General features: G+C 73.5%; 22 protein-coding genes. 13 read left to right on the plus strand and 9 right to left on the minus strand.

The genetic code is table 11. From position 1 onward, the window contains the following. Positions 1 to 111: 111 nt before the first annotated feature. The 8 genes from mbhE to BLW43_RS13905 are packed head-to-tail and all read left to right on the plus strand — an operon-like array spanning position 112 to position 6,502. Entirely contained in the window at positions 112 to 2,364 is a 2,253-nt protein-coding gene (mbhE, locus tag BLW43_RS13870) for a hydrogen gas-evolving membrane-bound hydrogenase subunit E (RefSeq protein ID WP_093254354.1), read from the plus strand. Beyond that, a complete protein-coding gene (locus BLW43_RS13875) occupies positions 2,361 to 2,774 on the plus strand; it encodes an MnhB domain-containing protein (protein ID WP_093254356.1) in 414 nt (137 codons plus the stop codon). The genes mbhE and BLW43_RS13875 overlap by 4 nt, the downstream gene beginning before the upstream one ends. Next, positions 2,774 to 3,154, plus strand: coding sequence for an NADH-quinone oxidoreductase subunit K (locus BLW43_RS13880; RefSeq protein WP_093254358.1), 381 nt, complete (start codon positions 2,774 to 2,776; stop codon positions 3,152 to 3,154). The genes BLW43_RS13875 and BLW43_RS13880 overlap by 1 nt, the downstream gene beginning before the upstream one ends. After that, on the plus strand, positions 3,151 to 4,644 hold the full coding sequence (locus BLW43_RS13885; RefSeq protein WP_093254359.1) for a proton-conducting transporter transmembrane domain-containing protein: 1,494 nt from the start codon (positions 3,151 to 3,153) through the stop codon (positions 4,642 to 4,644). The genes BLW43_RS13880 and BLW43_RS13885 overlap by 4 nt, the downstream gene beginning before the upstream one ends. Positions 4,645 to 4,660: 16 nt before the next feature. Beyond that, positions 4,661 to 5,134, plus strand: a complete 474-nt coding sequence (locus tag BLW43_RS13890; protein ID WP_175478913.1) for a Na+/H+ antiporter subunit E — start codon at positions 4,661 to 4,663, stop codon at positions 5,132 to 5,134. Continuing rightward, a complete protein-coding gene (locus tag BLW43_RS13895; RefSeq protein ID WP_093254362.1) occupies positions 5,131 to 5,436 on the plus strand; it encodes a monovalent cation/H+ antiporter complex subunit F in 306 nt (101 codons plus the stop codon). The genes BLW43_RS13890 and BLW43_RS13895 overlap by 4 nt, the downstream gene beginning before the upstream one ends. Further along, positions 5,433 to 5,834, plus strand: a complete 402-nt coding sequence (gene mnhG, locus BLW43_RS13900; RefSeq protein ID WP_093254364.1) for a monovalent cation/H(+) antiporter subunit G — start codon at positions 5,433 to 5,435, stop codon at positions 5,832 to 5,834. The genes BLW43_RS13895 and mnhG overlap by 4 nt, the downstream gene beginning before the upstream one ends. Next, on the plus strand, positions 5,831 to 6,502 hold the full coding sequence (locus BLW43_RS13905) for a cupin domain-containing protein (RefSeq protein ID WP_093254366.1): 672 nt from the start codon (positions 5,831 to 5,833) through the stop codon (positions 6,500 to 6,502). Before mnhG ends, BLW43_RS13905 begins: the two co-directional genes overlap by 4 nt. A 142-nt stretch (positions 6,503 to 6,644) precedes the next feature. On the opposite strand, the gene BLW43_RS13910 is transcribed toward BLW43_RS13905, so the two are convergent. Next, on the minus strand, positions 6,645 to 9,419 hold the full coding sequence (locus BLW43_RS13910; RefSeq protein WP_093254368.1) for an ATP-binding protein: 2,775 nt from the start codon (positions 9,417 to 9,419) through the stop codon (positions 6,645 to 6,647). A 222-nt stretch (positions 9,420 to 9,641) separates the two neighbouring features. On the opposite strand from BLW43_RS13910, the gene BLW43_RS13915 reads away from it, so the two are divergent. The 3 genes from BLW43_RS13915 to BLW43_RS13925 are packed head-to-tail and all read left to right on the plus strand — an operon-like array spanning position 9,642 to position 12,600. Continuing rightward, a complete protein-coding gene (locus BLW43_RS13915; protein ID WP_093254369.1) occupies positions 9,642 to 11,285 on the plus strand; it encodes an OpgC family protein in 1,644 nt (547 codons plus the stop codon). Next, positions 11,282 to 11,989, plus strand: coding sequence for a RibD family protein (locus BLW43_RS13920; protein WP_093254371.1), 708 nt, complete (start codon positions 11,282 to 11,284; stop codon positions 11,987 to 11,989). The genes BLW43_RS13915 and BLW43_RS13920 overlap by 4 nt, the downstream gene beginning before the upstream one ends. Beyond that, entirely contained in the window at positions 11,986 to 12,600 is a 615-nt protein-coding gene (locus tag BLW43_RS13925; protein WP_093254372.1) for a cytochrome b, read from the plus strand. Before BLW43_RS13920 ends, BLW43_RS13925 begins: the two co-directional genes overlap by 4 nt. A gap of 51 nt (positions 12,601 to 12,651) precedes the next feature. On the opposite strand, the gene purD is transcribed toward BLW43_RS13925, so the two are convergent. Further along, positions 12,652 to 13,908 carry a phosphoribosylamine--glycine ligase gene (purD, locus tag BLW43_RS13930; protein WP_093254518.1) on the minus strand — a complete coding sequence of 419 codons (1,257 nt, stop codon included), beginning with the start codon at positions 13,906 to 13,908 and terminating at the stop codon, positions 12,652 to 12,654. Between the two features lie 113 nt (positions 13,909 to 14,021). On the opposite strand from purD, the gene xseA reads away from it, so the two are divergent. Beyond that, a complete protein-coding gene (gene xseA / locus BLW43_RS13935; RefSeq protein WP_093254374.1) occupies positions 14,022 to 15,632 on the plus strand; it encodes an exodeoxyribonuclease VII large subunit in 1,611 nt (536 codons plus the stop codon). A 119-nt stretch (positions 15,633 to 15,751) separates the two neighbouring features. On the opposite strand, the gene folK is transcribed toward xseA, so the two are convergent. From folK to BLW43_RS13970, 7 genes are all read right to left on the minus strand, one after another. Next, positions 15,752 to 16,243, minus strand: coding sequence for a 2-amino-4-hydroxy-6-hydroxymethyldihydropteridine diphosphokinase (gene folK, locus BLW43_RS13940; protein ID WP_093254376.1), 492 nt, complete (start codon positions 16,241 to 16,243; stop codon positions 15,752 to 15,754). Continuing rightward, positions 16,233 to 16,601, minus strand: coding sequence for a dihydroneopterin aldolase (folB, locus tag BLW43_RS13945; protein ID WP_093254377.1), 369 nt, complete (start codon positions 16,599 to 16,601; stop codon positions 16,233 to 16,235). Before folB ends, folK begins: the two co-directional genes overlap by 11 nt. Further along, the gene (gene folP, locus BLW43_RS13950) at positions 16,598 to 17,449 is read right to left on the minus strand and encodes a dihydropteroate synthase (protein WP_245731050.1); all 852 of its coding nucleotides are present in this window, start codon (positions 17,447 to 17,449) and stop codon (positions 16,598 to 16,600) included. The genes folB and folP overlap by 4 nt, the downstream gene beginning before the upstream one ends. Next, positions 17,446 to 18,441: an adenosine kinase gene (locus tag BLW43_RS13955; protein WP_093254379.1), complete on the minus strand. Its 996-nt coding sequence runs from the start codon at positions 18,439 to 18,441 to the stop codon at positions 17,446 to 17,448. Before BLW43_RS13955 ends, folP begins: the two co-directional genes overlap by 4 nt. 19 nt (positions 18,442 to 18,460) lie before the next feature. Beyond that, positions 18,461 to 19,105, minus strand: a complete 645-nt coding sequence (gene nth / locus BLW43_RS13960) for an endonuclease III (protein ID WP_093254381.1) — start codon at positions 19,103 to 19,105, stop codon at positions 18,461 to 18,463. A 67-nt stretch (positions 19,106 to 19,172) separates the two neighbouring features. Further along, positions 19,173 to 19,535: a cupin domain-containing protein gene (locus tag BLW43_RS13965; protein WP_175478916.1), complete on the minus strand. Its 363-nt coding sequence runs from the start codon at positions 19,533 to 19,535 to the stop codon at positions 19,173 to 19,175. Positions 19,536 to 19,656: 121 nt separating this feature from the next. Continuing rightward, a complete protein-coding gene (locus BLW43_RS13970) occupies positions 19,657 to 20,172 on the minus strand; it encodes an FxsA family protein (RefSeq protein ID WP_093254383.1) in 516 nt (171 codons plus the stop codon). Positions 20,173 to 20,324: 152 nt separating this feature from the next. Between BLW43_RS13970 and BLW43_RS13975 the strand changes: the two genes are divergently transcribed. Next, a complete protein-coding gene (locus BLW43_RS13975) occupies positions 20,325 to 20,999 on the plus strand; it encodes a Tim44/TimA family putative adaptor protein (protein ID WP_093254521.1) in 675 nt (224 codons plus the stop codon). Positions 21,000 to 21,168 lie beyond the last annotated feature (169 nt).

The raw sequence follows: 21,168 nt of genomic DNA on the forward strand, positions 1-21,168 counted from the left end.
CAACGCGCGGGCAAGGCCAGATATGCCAACCCGGCGACATGGCGCAGGGGGAACGATGGGCGTGGACGACGGCGCGCGGATCAGGGCGCATTTCGCCGAGCGCCTGACGGCATGAGCGCCGCCGACGCCCGCTCCAGCCCCGCCGGCGTGGCCTCGGGGCTCGTTCTGGCTGCGCTCGCCGGTCTCGCGGCGGCGTTCTTCGCCTCTCATATCGGCGCGGTGGACGGCGACCGCGCCGTTGCGGTCAGCTACGACTGGGTTCCCTCGCTCGGGGTGAGCCTCGCGTTCAGGCTCGACGGGCTCTCGCTGCTGTTCGCGGTTCTCATCAGCGGTTTCGGCGCGGTGATCTCGCTCTATGCGCTCTCCTACCTGCGCGGCCATCCGCAGCTGGTGCGGTTCTTCCTCTATCTCGGGCTGTTCATGGCCGGGATGCTCGGGCTCGTGCTGGCGGACGACGTGATCGCGCTGTTCGTGTTCTGGGAGGCGACGACGATCTCCTCCTTCCTGCTGGTCGGCTTCGACCACGGGGCGGCCAAGGCGCGGCGCTCGGCATGGCAGGCGCTTCTCGTCACCGGCGCCGGCGGGCTGGCGCTGCTGGCGGGGCTGGTGATCCTCGCCATAGCGGCTGGAACCACCCGGCTCTCCGAGATTTCGGCGATGAGCGGCCTGACGGAGCATGCGCTCTACCCGGTGATCCTCGCGCTGGTGCTGATCGGGGCGTTCACGAAGTCCGCCCAGATCCCGTTCCATTTCTGGCTGCCGAACGCGATGGCGGCGCCGACGCCGGTCAGCGCCTACCTGCACTCGGCGACCATGGTGAAGGCGGGCGTCTATCTGCTGGCGCGGCTGCACCCCGCGCTCAGCGGTACGGACGGCTGGACGGCCTCGCTCTCGTTCGCCGGCGGCGCGACGATGCTCGTCACCGCGTTCCTCGCGCTGCGCCAGAGCGACCTGAAGACGGCGCTCGCCTACACCTCGCTGATGGCGCTGGGCGCGCTGGTCATGTTCCTCGGCGCGACGGCGACGGTGGCGATCGCCGCCGCGATGACGCTGCTGGTCGTCCATGCGCTCTACAAGGCGTCGCTGTTCATGGTGGTGGGCGCCATCGACCACCAGACCGGCACGCGCGAGATCGCCCGCCTCGGCGGCCTCTGGCGTCTGATGCCGATGACCTCGATCGCCGCGGTCCTGGCGGCGGGCTCCATGGCGGGCTTTCCTCCCTTCCTCGGCTTCATCGGCAAGGAGCTGAAATACGAGGGCGCGCTGGCGGTGGCGGAGGAGCCGGCGCTGCTCGCCGCCTCGGCGATGGTCGCCAACGCGCTGATGGTGGCACTGGCGCTGACCATCACCCTGCGCGTGGTCTTCGGTCAGCCGGGCGAGACGCCGGTTAAGCCGCGCGAGGCCGGGCCGATGCTGTGGGCGCCGCCGCTGCTTCTGGCGCTGTTCGGGCTGGCCTTCGGCATCGCGCCCGATCTGGTCGGATCCAATCTCATCCAGCCGGCGGTGACGGCGATCCTGGGCCGCCCAGAGAGCGTTCAGCTCAAGATGTGGCACGGGGTGAACGTGCCGCTGGCGCTGAGCGTGATGACGATGATCCTCGGCGCGATCTTCTTTCTCGCCCATCGCCGGATGGCGCGCCTGCTCGCCCGCGCGCCGCTGGTCTTCGACCCCGGCTGGGACCGGCTGCTCGCCAATATCGCCGCGGGCTTCAAGGCGATCACCGCCGTCATGCAGCCGGGTTCGCTGCGCGTCTACATGAGCGTGTCGCTGGTGGCGGCGGCGCTGCCGGCGCTGGCGGTGCTCGTCTGGCGCGGGGGGCTTCGGTTGCCGCCGCCCGAGGCGTTCGCGGCGATGACGGTGTCGGGGCTGAGCGCCTGCGCGCTGGTCGCGGCCGGCGCGCTGACCGCCGCGCTGTCGCAGCGGCGGATGGCGGCGATCGGCGGCGTCGGCGCGGCGGGCACCGGGATCGCGGCGCTGTTCGTGCTCTACGGCGCGCCTGACGTCGCGATCACCCAGCTTCTGACGGACGTGCTGCTGGTGGCGCTGATCGCCTCGGCGATGGCCCGCCTGCCTGAGATGACGCCGCGGCGCGAGGGAAGGGCGCGCGATGCTGCGGTCGCCGTCGTCGTCGGCGTCGCGATGGGCGCGCTGACGCTTGCGGCCGCGTCCGGCGGCTTCGACCGCTCGGTGGCCGACGCGATGGAGGCGCTGAGCTGGCCGGCGGCGCATGGGCGCAACGTCGTCAACGTCATCCTCGTGGATTTCCGCGCCATCGACACCTTCGGCGAGATCGTGGTGGTCGCGGCGGCGGCGATCGGCGCGGCGGCGCTGATCGGCCTCCGGGCGGGGAGGGGCCGGGCGTGACCTCTCCCATCGTCAGGGCCGCCGCGCGCATCGTCGTCGCGCTGATGCTGGTCTACGCGCTCTATGCGCTGGCGCGCGGCCACAACGCGCCTGGCGGCGGCTTCATCGGCGGCCTGATCGCGGCCTGCGCCTATGCGGTGCTGGCGATGACCCATGGCGTCTCCGTCGCCCGCGCGGCGCTGCGCTTCCCGCCCGAGGCGGTGGCCGCGGCGGGCTTCGGGCTGGCGCTGCTGTCGGGGCTGATCGCCGGCGCGACGGGCGCGGCGCCCTTCACCGGGCTTTGGCCGTTCATCGGCGAGGGCGAAAAGGGCCTGCCGATCTCGACGGTGCTGCTGTTCGACGTCGGCGTGTGGCTGACGGTGCTGGGCGGCGCGCTGACCATCGTGTTCGCGCTCGAGGAGGATGAGTGATGGAGCCGGTTCTGGCGCTGACCGTGGGCGTGCTGGCGGCGTGCGGCGTCTGGCTGATGCTGGCGCGGCACCTGCTGCGCTTCGTGCTGGGGCTGACCCTGCTGGGCGCGGCGGCGAACCTCTCCGTCTTCACCGCCGGGCGCGTCACGGCCGACGCCGCGCCGCTGATCCCCGAGGGGGCGATCGCGCTGGAGGGGGCCGCGGCGAACCCGCTGCCGCAGGCGCTGGTGCTGACGGCCATCGTGATCGGCTTCGGCCTCTCGGCTTTCGCGCTGGCGCTGGCGCTGGCGGCGCAGAAGCGGCTCGGCGGCGTCGACCCCGAGACGATGCGCGTCGCCGAGCCTGTGAAGGGATCCTCGGGCAGGGGCGACGCCGCGTGAGCTGGAGCCTTTTCCTGCCGCTGATGATCCCCTTCGCAGCGGCGGCCCTGGCGGTGCTGGGGCCGCGCGCCGGTTTCGAGGCGCGGTGGATCAGCGTCGGCGGCTCGGCGCTCCATCTGGCGGCGGCGATCAACCTCGCCGTCGTCGTGGCCGGCGAGGGCGTCGTGGCGGCGCAGATGGGCGGCTGGGCGGCGCCGGTGGGCGTGACCCTGGCGGCCGACGCGCTGGCGGCCATCATGGTGCTGGCGGTGGCGTTCATGGGCCTCGCGGTCGCGGTCTACGCGCTCGCCGACATCGACCGGCGGCGCGCCTCGGCGCACTGGCACGCGCTCTACCAGCTCCTGCTGGCGGGGGCGTCCGGCGCCTTCCTGACGGGCGACCTCTTCAATCTCTACGTCTGGTTCGAGGTGATGCTGATCGCCTCCTTCGGGCTGCTGGTGATCGGCGGCGACCGGGCGCAGATCGACGGCGGAGTGAAATACGTCGCGCTCAACCTCGTGGCGACGCTGTGCTTCCTCGTCGCGGTCGGGCTTATCCATGGCCAGACCGGCACGCTGAACATGGCCGACCTCTCGGTGAAGATCGCCGAGCGGCCCTCCGCGGCGCTGGACGCGGCGTCCGTCCTGCTGTTCGCGGCCTTCGCGGCGAAGGCGGGCTTCTTTCCGCTGTTCTTCTGGCTGCCGGCGGCCTATCACACGCCGCCGATGGCGGTGACCGCGATCTTCGCGGCGGTGCTGACCAAGGCTGGCGTCTACGCGATCTTCCGCGTGTTCACGCTGATCTTTCCCGAGAGCCCCGCCCTCGACGCGCTGCTGTGGATCGCAATCGCCACCATGGTGACGGGCGTGATAGGGGCCGGCGCGCACACCGACGCGCGGCGCATCCTGTCGTTTCACATCGTGAGCCAGATCGGCTACATGGCCCTGGGGCTCGCGCTGGCGACGCCGCTTGCGATCGCGGGCGCCATCGTCTACATGGTGCACAACATCGTGGTGAAGGCGAACCTGATCCTGATCGCCGGGGTGCAGCGGCGGATGACCGGCGCGCATGACCTGGTGAAGGCCGGCGGCCTTTACGCCGCCGCGCCGCTGCTCGCGTTCCTGTTCTTCGTCTCGGCGATGGCGATGGCGGGCGTCCCGCCGCTCTCGGGCTTCTGGGGCAAGCTGGCGCTGGCGCAGGCGAGCGTGTCGGCGGAGGCGTGGGCGGCGCTGGCGGCGACGCTCGGCGTCGGACTGTTCACGCTCTACTCGATGACCAAGATCTGGCTTCTGGGCTATCTTTCCCCCCACGCCTCGGGCCGAGCCCATGCGGTGAAGGCGCTGCCGCGGGGCGCGCGGCTGGCGCTGATGGGGCCGGTGGCGGCGCTGGCCGCGACGTCGGCGGCGCTCGGGCTGAACCCCGGGCCGCTGCTGGAGGCGGCCGGGACGGCGGCGGCGCAGCTGCTCGACCCGACGGCCTATGTGGCGGCGGTTCTGGGGGCGCACGGATGACGACGGGAGCGGGCGCATGAACATCTACGCCATCAACCTGCTGCTCGCGGGGCTCTGGGCGGCGCTCGCGGGCGCCTTCACGCCGGCGAACCTCGTGATGGGCTTCGCCGTCGGCTTCGTGGCGCTCTGGGCGGCCAAGCCGCTGTTCGCGCGCGAGGACGGCTATTTCCTGCGCGCCCCCCGCCTCACCTGGCTCGCGGCGGTGTTTCTCTACGATCTTGTGGTCTCATCGCTGGCGGTGGCCGCGGAGGTGCTGCGCGTGCGCCCGCGCAACCGCCCCGGCATCGTGGCGACGCCGCTTGACGCCCGCTCGGGCGCCGAACTCCTCACCGTGTCGAGCCTCGTGACGCTGACGCCCGGCACGCTCAGCCTCGACGTGTCGGACGACGGCGGGACGCTGTACGTCCACGGCATGTTCGTCGAGGACGCAGAGGAGCTGCGCGGCAGCGTCGCCGCGCTCAAGGCGCCGGTTCGGAGGGCCTTCGCATGAGCCTTCTCGCCCTGACCGCCGAGCTGGGAAGCTGGATCGTGATCGCCGCGATGGCGCTGACGCTGCTGCGGCTGGCGCTTGGCCCGACCATCGCCGACCGGGCCGTGGCGCTGGAGCTGCTCAGCGCGCTGATGGTCAGCTTCGCCGCGCTGCGGGCCGCCGCCTCGGGCGTCTCGGCCTATCTGGACGTCGCCACGGCGCTCGCGATCACCGGTTTTCTCGCGACGCTGGCCTTCGCGCGCTATGTCGCCCGCCGGGGGCGGCTCGCCGCCCGGCCTGCCGGCGAGGGAGGCGGCGCATGACCTGGGCGGCGTGGCGGGAGGCGTTCGCGGCGGCCACGCTCGGGGAGGTCGCCGCCGCGGCGGCCCTGCTGATCGGGGCGGCCTTCAGCCTGATCGCGGCCATCGGCGTGGTGCGCTTCAAGGACGTGTTCATGCGGATGCACGCCAGCACGAAGGCGGGAACGCTCGGCCCCGGGCTCGCGCTGCTGGGCGCGGCGGTGGGCTTCTACGAGGCGGGGGCGGCGGCGCGCGCCGCAGGCGCCTTCGCGCTGCTGCTGCTGACCGCGCCGGTGGCGGCGCACGCGATCGGTCGGGCGGCCTATGTCGCCGGCGCGCGGCTCTCGGCGCGGACATGGATCGACGAACGCAAGGGCGCCGACGGCGTCATCGCCAAGCGGCGTACGGAGGAAAGCCGATGAAGATCAACGCGGATTTCACGCAGCGCGCCAGCGCGCACGCCGCCACGACGCCCTGGGCGGCGTCGCCCATGGCCGGCGTCGAGCGCCGCATGCTCGACAGGGTGGGCGAGGAGGTCGCGCGCGCCACCACCATCGTGCGCTTCGCGCCGAACAGCAGCTTTTCGGCCCACACCCATGGCGGCGGCGAGGAGTATCTCGTTCTGGAGGGCGTGTTCCAGGACGAGGACGGCGACTTCCCGGTTGGCAGCTATGTGCGCAATCCGCCGACGTCGCGGCACACGCCGAGCGCGGCCGAGGGCTGCACGATCTTCGTCAAGCTCTGCCAGTTCGACCCCGACGACCGCTGCGCCGTGCGCATCGAGAGTGCGGCGCAGACCCCGGCGCCGGCCGAGGGCCGGCGGGGCGTCGGCGTCATCCCGCTGCATCGGGACGCGCGCGAGGACGTCCGGATCGAGACCTGGGCGCCGGGCGCGCGCGTCGCGCTCGACGCGCCGGGCGGGCTCGAGGCGCTGACGATTTCGGGCGGATTCTCCGAGAGCGGCGAGGCCTTCGCAGCGCAGTCGTGGCTCCGGCTGCCGCCTGGCGGGCGGCTGGACGCCGTGGCCGGACCCGAGGGCGCGCGCGTCTGGATCAAGACCGGCCACCTCAAGGATCTGGCGGCGGCCTGAGCGCCGCACGCCGCGTTCGGACGTCGAGCGGGCCGGCGCGGCCTCGAGAGGTTCGCGAGCCGACCGGATCAGTCGACGGCGAGCAAACCGCGAGAGGCCGACTGCCTGGCCCGGTGGACGCGACGCGGCCAGGTCCGCCGCTCTAGACGCCGGAGGCGCCGGCCTGCTCCGGCTCCGCAGGCTCGGCGCCGGCGGCCTGGCCGGCCTGATACAGGCTGATCCACCGTTCGAGCTTCTCGGCGAGCTTGTCCACCTTCACCGGGCGCCCGAGATAGTCGGTCATCCCGACGGCCGCGCCGCGCTCGCGGTCGCCCATCCGTCCCTCTGCGACGAGGCCGATCACCGGGGTCTCCGGCAGCTTCATCTCGCGTTCGTGCGACCGTATCGAGCGCGTCGCCTCGACGCCGGACATCACCGGCAGATCGAGCGCGATCAGCACCACGCGCGGCTGCTGCTCGCGGAACAGCCTCACCGCCTCGTAGCCGTTCGGCGCCACGCAGCAGTCGTAGCCCGCCTTGCGCAGATATCCCGTGAGCACGATGCGGTTCACCTCGTTGTCGTCCGCCAGCAGCACCATCGGTCCGTGGCCGCCTGCGGCGCCGGCTTCCGGCGCCTGGCCCTCTCGGGCGGCCGGGCGGCCGCCCGGCGCGCCGGCGACGAGCAGGCCGTCCTTCCGCAGAAAGAATCCCGCCTCGCTGAGAGCGCTCTCCGCCGAATCGGCCAGTTCGATCATGGTGGCGTGGCGCGGCGCAAGCAGCGCGCAGGGGTTGGCTGTCGCGGCTTCGACGTCGCCGCCCAGCGTGACGGAGGCGATCGGCCGCGCAAGGTCGGGCTCGGTCAGCAGGTCGCGCAGTCCGCTTTCCTCCTCGTCGGGCAGGGGACCGGCGCGCACCACGAGATCGGCGCGGCCAGCCCCGGCGAGCAGCGCCACGGCCTCGTCCGCCGTCGCGACCGATGCGACCGCGGCGCCGGCGTGGGTGAGCTGTTCGCCGAGCGCCGCGCGCCAGGCGGGGTCCTGCGCGACGACGAGCGCGCGGGCGCCCTGGAGATTGGCGGGGCCCGGCTCCTCGGGCAGGAGCGGCGCCGAGAACGCGAAGGTGAACGCCGCGCCCTCGCCCGGCGCGCTTTCGAGGGTGAGCTCTCCGCCAAGCGCTTCGGCGAGCTTGCGGCCCAGCGCGAGGCCGAGGCCGGCGCCGCCCTGGGGCCGGCTCGCCGATCCGTCGCCCTGCCGGAAGCTCTCGAAGATGCTCTGGTGCGCGTCGATCGCGACGCCGGGGCCGGTGTCCCGCACGACGATGGACACCCGCGCGTCCTCCCCGTCGACATCCGCCTCGGCGGAGACCTCGACGCGGCCCTGCTCGGTGAACTTGGCGGCGTTGTCGGCCAGGATGGTGACGATCTGCCGGAGCTTCTCGCTGTCGCTGCGGATCGGCGGGAGGCCCGGCTGGACGCGCGTGACCAGCGCGACGCCCTTCGCGTCGGCGGCCTCGGTGGCCGGGCCCACCGCGCTGCGCACGAGCTGGTCGAGGTCGACGGCCCCAGTGGCGAGGGGGTCCGCGCCGCTCTGCATCCGCGAGAAGTCGAGCACGTCGGTGACCATGCGCAGCATCGACTTGCCGCTCTCCTGAACGATGCTGACGAAGCGCCTCTGGGCGGTCGTCAACTCGGTGCCGGCCAGCACGGCGGCGCCGCCCAGCACCCCGTTGAGCGGCGTGCGGAGCTCGTGGCTCATCACCGCGAGGAATTCCTCGCGCGCCTTCTCGGCGGCGTCCGCCCGCATGTTGGCCGCCTTGAGCTGCTTCTCGGCCTCCTGCACGGGGGCGCCGTCGCGCACCATGCCCACAACCTTCTCGTCAGGCGGGACGCCCGCCCTGCGCGCCGAGACCAGCACCGGCGTCAGGCCGCCGTCATGGGTGCGCAGCTCCGTCACCTCGGACGCCGCGGCGGCGAAGGCGGCGGCGTCCTCGGCGGTGGGGATGCCGAGCATCGCATAGGCGTCCTGCCCGAAGAGCGAGAACGCCGGCGCGCCCAGCAACGCGTGCAGGGCGGGGTTGGCGAGGACGATTCGGCCGCCTGGCTGGGCGACGAACAGGCCGTCCTCAAGGTTGTCGGCCACGGGCTGGGCGCGTTCGCGCTCGTCGGCGAGTTTTCCGGCGAGATCCTCGAGCGCGGTCGCGAGCTTCTCCAGTTCCGCGTCGCGAATGTCGACCTTAACTTCCCGGGCGCCGTCGCGCATCGCCTCCAGGGCGCCGACGGCGTTGTCGATGCTCTCCTGAAGCCGCCGGCCGACGAGCCATCCGACCCCCGCCGCCCCGAGTGCGATCAGGGCCAGCGCGAGGAGGCAGAGGACCAGCGCATTGATCCGGAAGCTTGTGCGGGCGTCGGAGAAATCCTCTTCGAGCCGCTCCTGCGCATCCTTGATCTGAGCGCGCCGCACCGTGACCTCGACGGCCCCGAGGCACGCCCCGCCGACGCAGACGGCGCGCCCGGAGGCGTAGCTGTCGTCGTCGCGCCACCGCTGGAGCGCATCTCCGGCGCCGAGGCCCCGCAGCGCCTCCGGCGCCGCGTTGGCGGTCCCGACGCGACCGCCGCCGCTGTCGGCCATCAGCCGGCCCTGATGGTCGAAGATGCGCACCCTCACGCCGGGCGCCATGCCGGCCCCGAGCGCGGCGACCCGCGAGAGCGCCTGCGCGTCGTAATCGAGAAGGCCCGTCGCCGACGTTTCGACGAGCGTCTCCAGCACGATCTCCGCGTCGCTGCGCAGCGTGTCCTCGATCGTGTGGTCGAACGCCCCGCGGAGGTCGTCGCTGATCGACTCCACCCGCCAGCCGAGCAGCGTCAGCGCCGCGACCACGGCCAGGGCCACGCATACCGCCGCGGTCGCCCCGAACTGGATCGAGAACCGGCGGCTCAGCATGGTCGACCGCCTGCCGCGCCGTTCGCCGCGGCGCGCTGCGGCGCGTCTGATGGGTCTTCAGCGTGGCGCATTCTTCGCCTCTGCCAGAGTCTGTCGCCCTCCTGATGCGTTATTTTGGTTGCCGGAGCGTTAGCCGAGACGCGCGCCCCGGCGCTGACGCTTGCGTGAGATCGGGGCTCTTTCCCGAGAACCGGCGCTGTTCCCGCCGCATTGCGCCGTATAATGACCCCGATCGCCCACTGCGGGCGACGACAGACAGGCCGGCGCCGCCCGGAGGCGGCGAAAGACAGGGAGGAGCGCGCCATAGCCGACCACGCGATCCGACGCCGGGAGCGAGACCCGCGCCTCGACTTCTTCCGGGGCGCGGCGATGCTGATCATCCTGTTCGCGCATATCCCGGTGAACGGCTGGACGATGTGGATCCCCGCGCGGTTCGGCTTTTCCGACGCGACGGAGATCTTCGTGTTCTGCTCGGGCCTCGCCTCGGCGCTGGCCTTTGGGACGACCTTCGCGACGCGCGGATGGCCGCTCGGGGCGGCGCGGATCGTGCACCGCGTCTGGCAGGTCTACTGGGCGCATGTCGGGGTGTTCCTCGTCACGGCGGCGCTGCTCGTGGCGATCGCCCGCAGCGGGGTGGGGGTCGACGATGTGAACTATCTGCATCGCCCGCTCATCACGCCGTTTCTCGACCGCACGGGGGAGGCGCTGCTCGGCCTGCTGACGCTGAGCTACGTCCCGGGTCTGTTCGACATCCTGCCCATGTATCTCGTGATCCTCGCGATGATCCCCGTGGTGATGCTGCTCCGGTCGTTCGGGGGCGGCGCGGCCGTCGCGGCGTTCGTGCTTGTCGTCTGGCTCGCCGCCAACCTCGCCGGCTGGGCGCGCATGGCGGAGGAGATCGTGGCGGCGGGCGGCGCGCTCGGCCCGCTGGGCTCTCTCGCCGCGGCGGCGGGCGAGCGCTTCGCGTGGATGAACTTCCCGGCGACGCCGTGGGGCTCGACGATCTGGTATTTCAACCCGTTCGGCTGGCAGATCGTGTTCTTCGCCGGCTTCGCCTTCGGCATGGGCTGGCTGGCCCCGCCGCCCCGCTCGGCGGCGCTGCGGTGCGGCGCGTGGACTGTCCTGCTGCTCAGCGTCCCGCTCGGCTGGTTCCGCATCCATCAGGGTTTCTGGCTGCCGGCGGACTGGGCGCTCACCCAGGCCGTGGCGGGGCTGCGCGACGCGATCGAGCCGCTGTGGTGGAAGACATGGTCAGGCGCCCTGCGGGTCGTCCATTTCCTTGCGCTGGCCTATGTCGCGTGGTCGCTGGTTGGCGAGAAGGGCGCGCGGCTCTCGGCCCCGCTGCCGCTGCCACAGCCCGAAGGCGCGACGCGGCTGCGCCTCGGCCTCGCCGCAGCGGCCCTCGCCGCGGCGCTCGCGCCCTACGGCCTCGCCGCGGAGATCAAGTCGGTCGCCCCGGCGCTCGACGCCTGGGCGCTGCGCAACCTGCCGCTCGCGCCGCCGGAGCTGACCGGATGGATGAGCCTCGCGCTCGCCGTATGCGTCGCGACCGCGCTCTGGTGCGCGGCGCCCGCGCGCGCCGCGGCGTGGCTCGCCCATGACGGCTGGTTCGCGCTGGTCTCGACGCTGCGCCGGGTGGGGTCGCAGTCGCTCGCCGTGTTCATGACGTCGATCCCGCTCTCGGTGCTGTGCGGCCTCGCGCTCGACCATCTGGGGCAGGGACTTGTCGCGTTGGCGCTGGTCAATCTCTGCGGCGTGGCGATTCTGGTCGCAACGGCCTACCTTGTCGCATGGGTGAGGGATCAACCCTGGCGCAAACCCGCGCCCGCCCGTCAGAGCATCGCCGCGAGGGCACCCGCAGAATGAGCGCCAAACCCTACTCCGCAAACGCCGCCCTGCGCGTCGCCGACCTCGCGGCGGGCGAGCCGGTCGTGATCGCCCAACTCGGGCAGACGCTGGACGGCCGCATCGCCACCGTCACCGGGGCCTCGAAGTACATCTCCGGGGCCGAGGCCCTGAAGCATCTCCACCGGCTGCGCGCCTCGGTGGACGCGGTCGTGGTGGGGGTGGGCACGGTGGCGGCGGACGACCCGCAGCTCACCGTGCGGCTCGTCGACGGGCGCAACCCCACGCGGGTCGTGCTCGACCCGTCGGGCAGGGCGCCGGCCGGCGCGCGCATGTTCAACGACGAAGCCGGCCGCGCCCTCGTCATCTGCTCGCCCGACGCCGCGCCGCAGGCCGAGGCGGACCTGCTGCGGCTACCCTGCGACGGCGCGGGGCGGTTCACGCCCCAGCAGGTCGTCACGGCGCTGGCCGAGCGGGGCTGTCGGCGCATCCTCGTGGAGGGCGGCGCGGAGACGCTGGGCTGCTTCCTCGACGCCGGCCGCATCGACGTGCTGCACCTGCTGGTCGCGCCGATGATCCTCGGCTCGGGCAAGTCCGGGCTGACGCTGCGCCCGATCTCGCGCCTCGACGACGCCCTGCGCCCGCGCACCGAGGTGCATGTCTTCGACGATGGCGACGTGCTCTTCACCTGCGACATGAGACCGTGCATGGAGGCCGCCGAATGAGCCAAGCGCCGACGCCGCAAGACGCCGCCCCCCATCGCCCCGCTCATCACCCCGCCCGCCGCGCGCTGCACTGGATCGTTGCGGCGCTGGTGATCGCGACGCTGCCGCTGGGCTTCGTCTTCACCGATTTCGACAACAAGCCATGGACCGAGGCGACCTTCGGCGCCGGCGCCTTCGACGCGCTCTATGATCTGCACAAGAGCATCGGCCTGCTCGTGCTGGCGCTGATGCTGGTCAGGCTCTGGGCATGGCGGCGCTGGGCCAGCCCGCCCTACGCGACGCCCCTGCCGCCGCAGGCCGAGAAGGCCGCGCGGTTCAGCCACGCGGCCTTCTACGCGCTGCTGATCGGCGCGGCGCTGCTGGGCTGGGCGGGCGTCTCGGCCTATCCGGCGCCGCTGCCGGTGTTCGGTCTGTTCGAGGCGCCGAAGATCGTCGCGCCAGACCGCGCGCTCTCGGGCCGGCTGCTCGGCGCCCACGCGCTCTTCACCTTCGCCATCGCGGCGCTCGTGGCCGTGCATGTCGGCGCGGCGCTCTGGCACCGCCAGGCGCGGCGCGACGGGGTGTTCGAGCGCATGGCGCCGGGGGCTCGGCGCGGCGCTTCGCAGGATTGAGGGCCTCTCCCGGCCCAGCGCCAACCGGCGGCGCGCCCGCCGGGCCCGCGCCTACTGGCCGAGCGCGCGCCAGCCGATGTCGCGCCGCGCGAAGCCGCCGGGCCAGTCGATGCGGTCCAGCGCGGCGTAGGCGCGGCGGCGGGCCTCCGCCACCGTCCCGCCCTCGGCGCAGACGCTGAGCACCCTGCCGCCGTCGGACAGCCAGCGGCCGTCCTCGACGCGGGTGCCGGCGTGGAACACCGTGGCGCCGGCGGCCTCGGCGTCGGACAGCCCGTCGATGGCCTCGCCGCGGGCGCAGGCGCCCGGATAGCCCCGCGCCGCCATCACCACCGCCACCACCGCCGCGTCGCGCCATGCCGGCCGCGGCGCCTCGTCGAGCCGCCCGGTCGCCGCCGCCAGCAGCAACGGCAGCAGGTCGCTCTCCAGTCGCAGCATCAGCACCTGCGCCTCGGGGTCGCCGAAGCGGGCGTTGAACTCCACCAGCCGGGGCGCGCCGTCCTTGATCATCAGGCCGGCGTAGAGCACCCCGCGATAGGGCGCGCCGCGCCGGGCCATCTCCGCCAGCGTCGGGCGCACGATGGTCTCCATCGCGCGCAGGGCGACGGCGGGCGTCAGCACCGGCGCCGGCGCATAGGCGCCCATGCCGCCGGTGTTGGGGCCCTTGTCGCCGTCGAAGGCGCGCTTGTGGTCTTGCGCGGCGCCGAACGCGATCGCGCGTCTGCCGTCGCAGAGCGCGAAGAGGCTCGCCTCCTCGCCGGCCATGAACTCCTCGACCACTGCGGTCGCGCCCGGCTCGGCGAAGATGTCGCGCAGGGCGCCGGCGGCCTCGTCCTCGGTGGCGGCGACGGTGACGCCCTTGCCCGCGGCCAGCCCGTCCGCCTTCACGACGATCGGCGCGCCCTGGGTGGCGACGAAGGCGAGCGCGGGCTCCAGCGCGTCGAAGCGCCGCCACGCGGCGGTGGGGGCGCCGCAGGCGTCCGCAATCTCCTTGGCGAAGCTCTTGGAGCTCTCCAGCCGCGCCGCCGCGGCCGAGGGCCCGAAGACGGCGACGCCGGAGGCCGACAGCGCATCCGCCACGCCCGCCGCCAGCGGCGCCTCGGGGCCGACCACGACGAGGTCGACGCCCTGCTCCCGCGCGAACAGCGCCACCGCGGCGGGGTTGCACGGGTCGAGCGCGACGCAGTCGCCCAGCGTCGCCATGCCGGCCGAACCTGGCGCGATCCAGAGCCTTCGCAGCAGCGGCGAGCGCGCGATCTTCCAGGCCAGCGCATGCTCGCGCCCCCCCGAGCCCAGAAGCAGAACGTTCATCGGCGTCGTCATCGGTCGTTCCGCTGTCCGGGAGGCGCCTCGACGCCGGTTGCCGGCGTCTTTAGGCTGGCTGGCGCGGCGGGATCAAGGCGTCGGAAGGGCTGAGGCCGCAGATGGCGACGGACGACATCCTGGAGGAGGACGGCCCCGGCGGCGAGGGCGAGGGCGCCAACGCGCCGCCCTTCACCGTGTCGGAGCTCTCCGGCGCCGTGAAGCGCGCGCTGGAGAGCCGTTTCGGCCGCGTGCGCGTGCGCGGCGAGCTTGGCCGCATCTCCCGCCCGCGCTCGGGGCACATCTACCTCGACCTGAAGGACGACGCAGCGGTGCTGGGCGCGGTCATCTGGCGCGGCGCCGCCGCGAAGCTGGGGATGGACCCGGAGGAAGGCGACGAGGTGATCGCCGAGGGGCGGCTAACCACCTATCCCGGCCAGTCGAAGTACCAGCTCGTGATCGAGCGCATGTCCTACGCCGGCGCCGGCGCGCTGCTGGCGAAGCTGGAGCGGATGAAGGCGGCGCTGGCGGCGGAGGGGCTGTTCGCGCCCGAGCGCAAGCGGCCGATCCCGTTCCTGCCCAACGTCGTGGGCGTCGTGACCTCGCCGACCGGCGCGGTGATCCGCGACATCCTGCACCGGCTGGCGGAGCGCTTCCCGATGCGGGTGCTGGTGTGGCCGGTGGCGGTGCAGGGCGCGGCCTGCGCCGGCGAGGTGGCGGCGGCGATCCGCGGCTTCAACGCGCTCGCCCCAGGCGGCGCCGCGCCGCGCCCCGACGTGCTGATCGTGGCGCGCGGCGGCGGTTCGGTCGAGGATCTGTGGGGCTTCAACGAGGAGGTCGTTGTGCGCGCCGCGGCGGAGAGCGCGATCCCGCTGATCTCCGCCGTGGGCCATGAGACCGACACCACGCTCATCGACTTCGCCGCCGACCGTCGCGCGCCCACGCCGACCGCCGCGGCGGAGATCGCGGCGCCGGTGCGGGCCGAAATCGCCGCGACGCTGGCCGCGCTCGGCGACCGCGGCGCGCGGGCGATGGCGCGCGCCGGGCGGGAACGGGCGCGGCGGCTGCGCGACCTCGCCCGGCTGATCCCGGCGCCGGACGCGCTGCTGGCCGAGCCGCGCCAGCGGCTCGACCGCGCCTCGGAGGCCGCGCCGCGCGCGCTGAAGGCGCTGGCGGACCGTCGGCGGCTGGCGCTGGCGCGGGGGGCCGGGGGCCGTTTCGGCCCGGCGCTGCTGAGCGGCGCGATCGCGCGTCGGCGCGACCGGATGGGGGCCGCGGCCCGGGCGCTCGGCCCCCGGCTCAGGCGCCGCGTCGCCGAGGCGAGAACCGGCCTCGCCCGCGTCGCGGCGCGGCTGGGGCCCGAGAAGGCGGCGCGGGCGCGCAGGCGGAGCGACGAGCGGCTCTCGGCGCTGGCGGCGCGGCTGGAGCGGGCTGGCGCGGCCCCGCTTCCGGCCGCGCAGGCGCGGTTCACGGCGACGGCGCGCCTGCTCGCGGGGCTGAGCCACAGGGCGACGCTGGCGCGCGGCTTCGCACTGGTCCGCGGCGCGGACGGCGCCGTGCTGAAGCGCGCCGCGAACGTCTCCCCCGGCGCGGGGCTGGAGATCGAGTTCGCCGATGGGCGGGTCGCCGCTGCGGCCGGGGGGGCGGGCCCGGCGCCCGCCGGTCCGGCGGAGCCTGCGAAGCCGCGCGCCCCGCGCAAGCGCGCGCCGAAGGAGCAGGGTTCGCTCTTCTGAGGCCCGCCCTGCGTCCGGATTGCATCCGGGCGCGGCGGAGTCGCGCAAGAATCCGCGCGAAGCGCCCCGGCCGCCATGCGGGACCGCCATGTTGGGCGGCGGCGCTGCGCAAGGGAGGCTCAGGGCAGCCGCGTCATCCCGGTCGCGTCCGCGGCCGCCGCCGCCTCGGCGACGGTGCGCCCCGCGATCACCCGCTGCGGCGCGATCTCCGCGAGCGGAACCAGCACGAAGGCGCGCGCCATCATCCGCGGGTGCGGCAGCGTCAGCGCCGCGCCCGCGCGCGTCTCGCCCTCATGGTCGAGCAGGTCGACGTCGATCAGCCTCGGCCCCCAGCGCCGCGTCTTCTCGCGCGCCCGCCCGAGTCCCCGCTCCACCTCGAGGCAGAGCGCAAGCAGCGCCTCTGGCGTCAGCGTCGTCGCGACGAGCGCGCAGGCGTTGATGAAATCCGGCTGGTCGGGGTCGCCCCAGGGCGGGGTCCGGTAGAACGACGAGCGCGCCGTCACGCGCACCCCGTCGCGGGCGTCAAGCGCGTCGAGCGCGGCGGAGATCGCCGCGGCGGGGTCGCCGAGATTGCCGCCGAGCCCCAGCGCAGCCGAGCGCTCAGCGGTCATCGCGGCCCCGGAGTATCGAGACTTCCATGCAGTCGAAGATCGCCTCGACCGGGGCGGCGGGCTTGCGCACCGTCAGCGACACCGTCTCCGCCAGCGGGAAGCGGGCGAGCACGGCCTCGGCGGCGGCGTGGGCGGCGGCCTCGATCAGCCTGCGCCGCGGCGCGAAGGCCTCGATCACGACCGCGGTCAGCGCGCCGTAGTCCACCGTCTCGGCGATGGCGTCCCCGGCGCCGGCGGCCCGCAGGTCGAGCGTCACGCAGACGTCGATCTGGAAGCGCTGGCCAAGCGCGGCCTCGGCGTCGAGCACCCCGTGGCGGGCGAAGACGGCGAGGTTGCGGATGCGGATGGCGTCGCTCATCGCGGCGCCTGCGCGTCGCGCAGCGCCTGCGCCATGCGCAGCGCGTCGACGTGCGGCGCGACGTCATGCGCGCGGATCGCGTCAGCCCCGGCCAGCACGGCGCCGACATGCAGCGCCAGCGTCGCCGGCAGCCGGGCCTCGGGCGAGCGCTCCCCCAGCAGCGCCGCGATCATCCGCTTGCGCGAGGCGCCGATCAGCACCGGAAGGCCGAATTCGCGCCGCAGCGCGCCCGTGGCGGCGATCAGCGCGAGGTTCTGCGCCGGCGTCTTGCCGAAGCCGATCCCCGGATCGATGGTCAGCCGGTCCTCCGCGACGCCGGCGCGCAGCGCGGTCTCGACGGAGCGGGCGAGGCCGGCGGCGACCGTGGACAGGATGTCGGCGTCCGGGTTCTGCTCGTGGCTCTCCCAGTGCATCAGGATCGCGTCGGCCCCGTGCTCCGCGACCACGCGCGCGATGTCGGGGTCGCCGAGAAAGCCGCGCACGTCGTTGACGATGCGCGCGCCGGCCTCCAGCGCCATCGCCGCCGTGGAGGCGCGCCATGTGTCGATGGAGAGCGGCGCGTCGAGCGTCGGGACGAGCGCCTCGACCACCGGCCGGACCCGCGCCTGCTCCTCGGCCGCATCGACCGGCGCGGCGCCGGGCCGGGTGCTCTCGCCGCCGACGTCGATCACGTCGGCGCCCTCGCCGGCCATGCGGCGCGCTTGGGCGACGGCGGCTTCGGGCTCGAACCATTTTCCGCCGTCGGAGAAGCTGTCGGGCGTGACGTTGAGCACGCCCATCAGCGCGACGCCCTGCGCGCCCCAGAGCGGGCCGCGCCGCGCCGGCGCTGCGGCCGGGGCATGCGTCACAGAAGCCCGTCCGCCCGGAACAGCGCCCTGAGATCCTGCTCCGGCCGCGCCCCGATATGACCGATGATCTCGCCGGCGGCGAGGCAGCCCATGCGCCCGCAGCTCTCCAGGTCGCGGCCGTGGGTCAGCCCGTAGAGGAACCCGGCGGCGAAGAGGTCGCCCGCGCCGGTGGCGTCCACCCGCGGCATCGGCGCGGCCGGCACGGTCAGCACCTCCGCCTCGGTCGCGATGTGCACGCCCTTCGGCCCGATGGTGCAGGCGGTCATGGCGACCTCGGCGCGGGCGGCCTCGATCGCGGCCTCCAGCGTGTCGGTCTGGTAGAGGGCGACGAGCTCGTGCTCGTTGGCGAACAGCAGGTCGATGTCCTCGCGCACCATGTCGCGGAACAGGTCGCGGTGGCGCTCGATGCAGAACGGGTCGCTCAGCGTGATCGAGATGCGGCCGCCGGCCCCCTTGCAGGCGGCGATGGCCTTGCGGAACGCCTCCTGGCTCTCGAACCCGTCGAAGCGGTAGCCCTCGAGGTAGATCCATTCGCTGTCGGAGGCGGCGGCCTCGTTCACGTCGTCGGGGCCGAGGTCGGCGGAGACGCCGAGATATGTGTTCATCGAGCGCTCGCCGTCGGGCGTGACCAGGACCATGCAGCGCCCGGTCTCCTCGCCCTCCAGCGCATTCGGCTTCATCGGCGTGTCGAAGCTCACGCCGAGCGAGCGGATGTCGTGGGCGAAGATGCGCCCGAGCTGGTCGTCGCGCACCTTGCCGACATAGGACGCCCGCGCGCCCAGCATCCCCAGCCCCGCGATGGTGTTGGCCGCCGAGCCGCCGGAGACCTCGGTCGCGGGCCCCATGCGGTCGTAGAGCGTCAGTGCGCGTCCGGCGTCGATCAGCTGCATGATCCCCTTTTCGACGCCGTTCTCGGTGAGAAACCCGTCCTCGACGCGGGCGAGAACGTCGACGATGGCGTTGCCGATGCCGGTGACGTGGAAGCTCTTCATGCGGTCTTCTCCTCGCGTTTCACGCGGTCTTTTCCTCGAACGCGCATATGTCGGCGATGGCGCAGTCGGCGCAGCGCGGCTTGCGGGCGAGGCAGGTGTAGCGCCCGTGAAGGATGAGCCAGTGATGGGCGTGCAGCGCGAACTCCGCCGGAATGACGTCCTCCAGGGCCCGCTCCACCGCCACGACGTCCTTACCCGGTGCGAGCCCCGTGCGGTTCGACACGCGGAACACATGCGTGTCAACCGCCATGGCCGGCATCTTCCACCACATGTTGAGCACGACATTGGCGGTCTTGCGCCCCACGCCGGGCAGCGCGGAGAGCGCCGCGCGGCTGGAGGGCACCGCGCCGCCATGCTCATCGACGAGGATGCGGCTCAGCTTCATCACGTTCCTGGCCTTGTTGCGGTAGAGGCCGATGGTGCGGATGTGCTCGACGAGCCTCTCCTCGCCGAGCGCCAGCATCTTCTGCGGCGTGTCGACCTCGGCGAAAAGCGCGCGCGTGGCGCGGTTCACGCCCTTGTCGGTCGCCTGCGCCGACAGCGCCACGGCCACCAGCAGCGTGTAGGCGTTGACGTGCTCCAGCTCGCCCTCCGGCTCGGGGCGCTCGGCGCGGAGCCGGGTGAAAATCTCGGTTACGGCGGCGTAGGGAAGCTGCGCGGGCATGCCGCTTCATGCCCAAGCGCGCGGCCGCGCACAAGCCGGCCGCGCGGTCCTCACCCCGGAAGGCGCGTCAGCCCATCCGGCTCACGACATGGTCGAGCACGGCGTGCATCTCCTCGCGCGGGCTGAACTCGACCTGCTTCGTCGCCTCCTCCATGCGCACGACATGGCCGGGCGGCCAGTAGTAGAAGTCGCCGGCCTCGACGACCTCCTCGCGGCCGTCCTCGTAGGTGACGACGATCCGGCCCTCGATGAGGTAGCCCCAGTGCGGGCGCTGGCAGTGGTCGTTGGGCAGGCCGGCGAGCAGGGGGCAGAAGTCCGTTCCCGCCGGTATCGTGAGGTATGCGCCCTGCATCTCGCCCATATCGGCGCCGTGGAGCAGGCCCGCGAGCTGCGGCCGCGCGGGCGACAAATCGTCCCGACTGATCTTCATGTCGAACCTCCTTCGCAAGAACGTTCGAAGGTTGTTTCGCCAGCGCAACGTGGGAATGGTTCCTTGCGCAAGACTTGATGACGTCGGGCCCCCTGTCGGGGGTCGGTTCCGCGGCGCCGGCTCAGCGGGGCGCATCGCCGTCGCGGCGTCCCGCATCTGCGCCGCCGTCGATCTCGCGATACTCCGCCTCGATCGGCGCGTCGGCCTCGCCGCCGACCGGACCGCGCCATCCGCCTCCGCCCGGCTCCGCGGCGGGCCGGCCCCGCCCCGGCCCCATGCGGACCACCCGCGCGGCCACGCGCGGGCCGGCCCAGCGGATCAGCGCCGCGCGCGCCTGCGGCGCCATCAGCGCCAGCCCCACCGCGTCGGTGAAGAAGCCCGGCGTCAGCAGCAGCGCGCCGGCCAGCAGCAGCAGCGCGCCGTGCGCCAGGGGGCCGGACGGGTCTTCGCCGCGCTCGAGCGAGCTCTGGAGCGCCGAGATCGCCGCGAAGCCCTGGGCGCGCAGGAGAACGGTTCCCGCGACCGCAGTCAGGATCACGAGCCCGATGGTCGACCAGAGGCCGATCGCGCCTCCCACCTGCACGAACAGGGCGATCTCCACCAGCGGCACGACAAGCAGGGCGATGAGCAGCGGCATCAGTGTCCTTTTCCGGCGTCCTCGCGCGCGTCATGTTCGGGCCGCGCAATGGACACGCGGGCGTCGCCGCAATACATAACCAGCGGAGCAGCCGCGCGCCACCATCGCCGGCGGAGGCGCGCAGGACGCCGGACACGAAGGGTTCCGACATCATGCCGACGGGCGTAATCGAGCTACTCATCCTTGCGGGCATCGCGGTGTTCCTGCTCATGCGGCTGCGGGGGGTGCTTGGCGCCCGGACCGGGCTGGAGGAGCAGCAGGCGCCGCGCGCCCCGCGCGCCGAGCCGACGCGCGCCCAGCCCGCGCCTGCGCCGGCGTCGCTTGAGGAAGGCGTGATCGACCCCGACAGCGCGACCGTCGCCGAGGGCGACGAGGCCATCGGCGGCGCGCTCTCGGACATGCGGCGCGCGGAACCCGGCTTCCTGCCCAGCGAATTCCTCAGCGGCGCGCGCCAGGCCTTCGAGATGATCCTCATGGCCTTCGAGAACGGCGATCTGGACACGCTGCGCCGCTTCCTCGCCCCCGACGTCTATGAGGGCTTCGCCGGGGCCATCGAGGCGCGGCGCGAGCAGGGCTACACGGTCGAGGCGCGTTTCGTCGGCGTGCGCGAGGCGCGCGTCGTCGGCGCCCGGTTCGACCGGGGTTCGAGCGAGGCCGAGGTCGCGATCCGCTTCACCGGCGAGATGATCTCCGCGGTGCGCGACGGCGCCGGCCGGGTGGTCGAGGGCGACCCCAACGAGATCCGCCGCGAGACCGACACCTGGACCTTCGGCCGCCGCATGGGCTCTCCAGACCCGAACTGGCTGCTGATCGCCACCGGCGACTGAGCGGCGACGCGCGCGATGGCGGACGGCCGACGACCGCGCGGCCGCCGCCGCAGACTGTCTTCCGAGGAGCGCGACCTTTGGTCGCGCGTTGCTCAGACGGCGACGCCCTTGCGGCCGGTCCCCCAAAAACCCGCCGGCGAACCGCATCCGCCGCTGGCGGAGCAATCCG

The organism is Rubrimonas cliftonensis (assembly GCF_900107585.1).
In the GTDB taxonomy this organism is placed as follows: domain Bacteria; phylum Pseudomonadota; class Alphaproteobacteria; order Rhodobacterales; family Rhodobacteraceae; genus Rubrimonas; species Rubrimonas cliftonensis.